Origin of the sequence: Bowmanella denitrificans, from assembly GCF_002887595.1 — a bacterium.
In the GTDB taxonomy this organism is placed as follows: Bacteria; Pseudomonadota; Gammaproteobacteria; order Enterobacterales; family Alteromonadaceae; genus Bowmanella; species Bowmanella denitrificans.
This window is the reverse complement of record NZ_PEBU01000030.1, coordinates 1-5,224: the sequence shown is the minus strand read 5'-3', so window position 1 is coordinate 5,224 and position 5,224 is coordinate 1. Positions and strand designations below refer to the sequence as shown.

Below are 5,224 nucleotides of genomic sequence, written 5' to 3'. Positions count from 1 at the left end.
CCCCGTGCCAGCACCGATGCCGACTGGAAACTAGTCAAAAGCATCTCGCCCCTGAAAAGGGAAACCTTTGATTTCCTCAGCTTCTCCAAACAGGACCCACAGGAAATCTATGTCAGAGCCACTAACGGCGAAGATAAAGCGGGTATTTACCTGTACAACATTAAAAGCGGCCAGTATTCAGAACGTCTGTTTGGCCTGGAGTCAGTGGATGTCGATGGCCTGATACGCAGCAACAAACCCGGTCAACGCGGTGAACTCCTTGGCTTCAGCTATACCGCCAAACAACCTGAGCGTTATTTTGTCGCAGCTGACGAACAAGCCCTGTTTGACGGTATCCAGGCATTGTTTGCCGACAAATTTGTTAACATGGCCAGCCGCTCTGACGATGATGCCGCCATTGTGGTCTTCACCCAGAGTGACAAAGACCCTGGCAGCTACTATTTATTGAAGGACAAGAAAGACTTAAGCCTGATTGGCCAAACCTCAACCTTAAAGCCCGAGCAACTGTCTGATGTGAAATACATCAGCTATAAAGCCCGAGATGGGCGTAAAATTCCTGCGTATGTCACCCTGCCAAAAGGCGACAAACCCTTCCCCACCGTGGTGATGCCCCATGGCGGCCCCTGGGCGCGTGATGTGGTGATTTATGATGAATGGTCACAGCTACTGGCTCATCACGGATATCTGGTTATCCAGCCACAATTCAGAGGCTCCGAAGGTTTTGGTCTGGATCATTGGATGGCCGGTGACCAGCAATGGGGCCTGAAAATGCAGGATGATATGGATGACGGGGCGCAATTCCTGGTCGCCAAAGGTCTGGCTGACCCCAACAAACTAGCCATGTTCGGCTGGAGTTTCGGCGGCTATTCTGCCTTCGTTGGCTCCATGCGCGACAACAACCTGTACAAATGCAGTATCGCTGGCGCGGGCGTCAGTGATCTGGGGCGCATCAATGCCACCCTGAACGAGAACCGCTTCTCCCGTGAATTACAGCGACCCACGATTAAAGGGGTTAACCCGCTTGACCTGGTGGAGAAGGTTAATGTGCCTCTGCTGGTTATCCATGGTGACATCGACCAACGGGTACCGGTTGAACACAGCAGGCTCTTTGTGGAAAAGCTTAAGAAGCTCAGTAAAGACCACAAATACGTGGAGCTGGAAGGGGCTGACCATTTCTCCAATACCCTTTACTACCATCACAAAACCTTGTTCTACAGCGAGCTGCTTAACTGGCTTGAGCATAAGTGTGGGTAAGGAAATCGTTGAAGGTTTGGGGCCGCTTGGTAGCGGCCCTTTCCCGATAGACTAACAAGACAGAGCAGAACACTTAAAACTCCGGCGCAACCGATAGAAAACCAAAGCTAGCGGCAGCAGATCATCCAAAAAGCCAAACAAAAGACACAAATACTTACAATTACTTGCGCTCCACACCATCAAATCCGTAATAAAAACGTTACAGAACATCGCCAATCAGAATATTTTTTAGCCAGAAAAACCTATATAACTCAAATCCTATAGAAGCATTATCCCGATCGCGTACCTGCAACGCCCGCTGCGCTTTAGCGTTTAGATGGTCAGGTTCAAAAGTAAGCCAAAGTGATTACATTTTTTTGCATTTGTTATCATTTCGTAATAAAACGCTATCGCTGATTCATTCCTCATTGATTGAATGGAGTCAGTAAACACATAAGAAAACAAATACATGCAATGTGGACAAGGGAACTTGTTTTACGCAGCAGCATGCGAAGGGAGACATGATGTTAAAAAAACATAAAATCGCTCGCGCCATACAGTACTCATTACTGTTAGGCACGGTGGGAATTTCGCAGGGTGCATTGGCACAATCAACACAACAGGAAGACACCCTTCTCGAAGAAGAAGTTGTCGAAAAAGTCGCTGTTACTGGTTCGCGTATTCGCCGGGCCGAGTTTTCCAGCGCCTCCCCGGTACAGGTCATCAGTGGAGAAATATCCCGTGAAATGGGGTTATTCAATGCCGAAGACATGCTGCAAAGCACCAACCAGGCTTCGGGTCTGCAAATTGATAACAGCTTTGGCGGCTATGTACTGGACAATGGCCCAGGCGCGTCGACTATCGGTTTCCGTGGCTTAGGTGCAGAACGCACTCTGGTGGTCTTGAATGGCCGCCGTATCGCGCCAGCCGGCGTCGGTGGTGCACCTGTTGCACCGGATCTGAACCTAATTCCCGGCGTGATGATCGATAAAGTGGAAAACCTGTTTGATGGTGCTTCCACCGTTTATGGTTCTGACGCTATCGCCGGTGTCGCCAACATTATTCTGCGTAAAGATGTGGAAGGTTTTGAGATTGAAGGATCTTATTCCAACCCGGAAGCAGCCGGTGGTGAAGAAGAAATTCTGTCCGCAATCTGGGGAACAACAACAGATAGTGGCTTTATCACTGTCGGTATGGAATACAACAATCAGCGCCGTCAGACTCTTGCGCAGAATTCCTTCACCGGCAATTGTACTGAACAATATTATGAAGATACTGCCGGCAATAAACTCACCGATTACCGCAGTGGCGCACCGTCTGCGCTGGCAAAAGATTCATGCGATCTGTTCCCACTGACTAACCGGATTATTTCCGAGAACTTCTGGGGCAGCCTCTATTACACCCCAGGTAAAACCAACGTCGGTGTGCCAAATTTCTCAGAGTCGGGCGTTCCTTTCCAATACGTAGGAGAATTTCCGGAATGGGTCGGCGTTGACAGCAATGGCGATGGCATCCTAGACGCTGGCATGGTAGATGGTGATGGCGATGGTCTGCAGGACATCTCTTTCCAGGACCCATTCTATGCCTACGAAAGGACAGATCGTGCCAACTCAGCTGACTTTATCAGCCCGCTGAAACGTTACTCCATCATGGTCAATGGTGAGCATAGTTTTGGTGACGACAATGACACAACGGTATTCTTTGAAGGGCTGTATGCCAAGCGTAGCGGCGAGTTCTTCAGACCTGGCGGTTGGTTTGCTCCTTGGGTTCCTAAGACTAACCCATTCAACCCTTGTGGCACATACGGTATAAACTGTGAAGAAATGCTAGGAATTGACCGTGGTGGTGTTCGCTCCCGTGCATACCTGTATGGTATTCGTGGTGACCGTGAACTACACAAGATTGACGTATCCCAATACCGTTTATTGACTGGCGTTACCGGTAACATCGGTGCGTTTGATAATTTAGGACAAGGTAACTGGGCCTATGAAGTGTATGCAGGCTACAGTGCTTCAAAAGGTGATGACAGCCGTAATGGTATCCACGCTGAGCGACTGGAACACTCATTAAATACTACCGTTCTGAATGACGATGGTACCTATTCGTGCGGTAATGGCAGCGATGGCTGTGTACCGGTCAATATGTTTGCTGACAACCTGTTCCAACTGGGTGGTGGTCATTTCACCGAAGCTGAAGAGAACTATCTGTTTACCGAACGTTATATGGAAACCAAGGTTAAGCAGAGCATTATCAGTGGTTATATAACAGGTGATCTGTTTGCCTTACCGTGGAACGACGAAATTGTTCCTATGGTACTGGGTGCGGAATTCCGTAAAGACGAGATTGAATCCAATCCTAACGATATCGCAGCTAAAGGCTTGATGTTTAACTACTTCACCGACCAAGGTGCAGATGGTTCACGTAATATGCGTGAAATCTTCACTGAGTTCGAATTCCCACTGTTGCGTGGTAAAGAGTGGGCAGAAGAGTTAACGCTGACAGCATCAGGCCGTTGGTCAGACGAAAGCTACTATGACCCGGCGTCAACTTACAGTCTGAAAATGGTGTATCGTCCGGTTGAGTGGTTTACCCTTCGTGGTACTAAGGGCACGTCTTATCGCGCGCCTAACCTGCGTGAGCGTTTCCTGAATGGTACCACTGGTTTCAATAATGTAACTGACCACTGTGTGGTACCAGAAGCGGCCCGCGTGGAATCACTGGATCCCAACCTGCCTTCTACCTATGACGCAGCGGAAGAAACCCGTTTAGCCCGGGTATTGACCGCCTGTCAAAACAATGGGGTGGATCCAACTGGATTGGGATTAGGCCTGACCGGAACCAGCTATAGCAGCAATGTTAATACAGAGATAGTGACTGGTGGCTCTGAAGAGCTGAAGGAAGAGAACTCTACAGCAAAAACCTATGGTTTTGTTTTCGAACAGCCATTCTCCGAAGACTTTGATTTAACCTTGTCTGTTTCCTGGTATGACATCGAGATTACCGACGCCATTATTGAACCTGCCCGTCAATATATTGTTGACCAGTGTTATGACAATGAACAGGAGCCAAACGGCACCAGCGGCTTCTGTAACCGGATCAGCCGTGATGCAAGCGGTCGTCTGCAGATGATTGATGCCAGCTTTATCAATGCCGGTCTGTATACCTCGAAGGGGATTGATTACAACATTTACTATAATCAGGACTTTGTCCTGGGTGGTAAGACTCTGGATGTCGTATTTGACCTTCAGGCCACCCAGATGAAAGAGCAGATTGAGGATATTCTTGGTTCAATCGATGATAACGTCGGCGAGCCAGCAATGCCCGAATGGCGTGCCAGCGCCAGGCTGTCGTTTGGTTATGATGATTTCCGTCTGAGCTGGATCACCCGCTTTATCGGTGCAGGTGAGCTGGACGACGCCGGCGAGTTTGCCAATGACAGCACCACCCCGCCTTGTGATGGTCTGGACATTCAGTGTCGCCCGGTATGGTATACAGAAGACTATTATCGTCATGACGTATCCCTGAACTGGACACATGACAACTACAGCGTCACTTTCGGGATCCGCAACGTATTTGACGAAGCTCCGCCCAAAGCCGACGATGACGGTGTGTTCTCCAGAAGAAACATCCCTCTGGGTGTTGGTTATGACCTGTTTGGTCGGACTGCATACCTGAACTTTGGTGTGGATTTCTAATAACTAACTTAAAGAGCTAAATAAAGGCACCTTAGTAGCAATACTCTGGTGCCTTTTGTTTCTGACGTTTTGGGGAAAATAATTAATATGAAAAAACTGCTAGCAATCGTTAGCCTGTCCTTATTCGGCGCTATATCCCAGGCCCAAACCACGTATGAAGTGGACGCCTTCGCGGCATTGCCAGCCATCCAACAGGCCAGTGTCTCACCCGACGGTAAACGCCTGGCTGTGCTCAGAGCCACCAGTAAAAATGGTGACTATATTATTGAAGTCAGAAATGTCAGTAGCCTCAATAC

The 5,224-nt window shown here is 48.8% G+C and carries 3 protein-coding genes; all 3 read left to right on the top strand.

Going from position 1 to position 5,224, the window contains the following annotated elements; genetic code table 11:
- Nucleotides 1-1,254 (top strand): alpha/beta hydrolase family protein (locus CSR04_RS24515; protein WP_146027255.1); only part of this gene is annotated, 1,254 nt, incomplete at its 5' end.
- Between the two features lie 503 nt (nucleotides 1,255-1,757).
- Complete coding sequence (locus CSR04_RS24510; RefSeq protein WP_102798981.1) at nucleotides 1,758-4,928, top strand: TonB-dependent receptor; 3,171 nt, start codon at nucleotides 1,758-1,760, stop codon at nucleotides 4,926-4,928.
- An 87-nt stretch (nucleotides 4,929-5,015) separates the two neighbouring features.
- Nucleotides 5,016-5,224 (top strand): hypothetical protein (locus CSR04_RS24505; RefSeq protein ID WP_146027254.1); only part of this gene is annotated, 209 nt, incomplete at its 3' end.

Excerpts from the sequence above, each read along its gene's own strand:
- CSR04_RS24510 (WP_102798981.1), top strand. The coding sequence starts at position 1,758 with ATGTTAAAAAAACATAAAATCGCTCGCGCCATACAGTACTCATTACTG.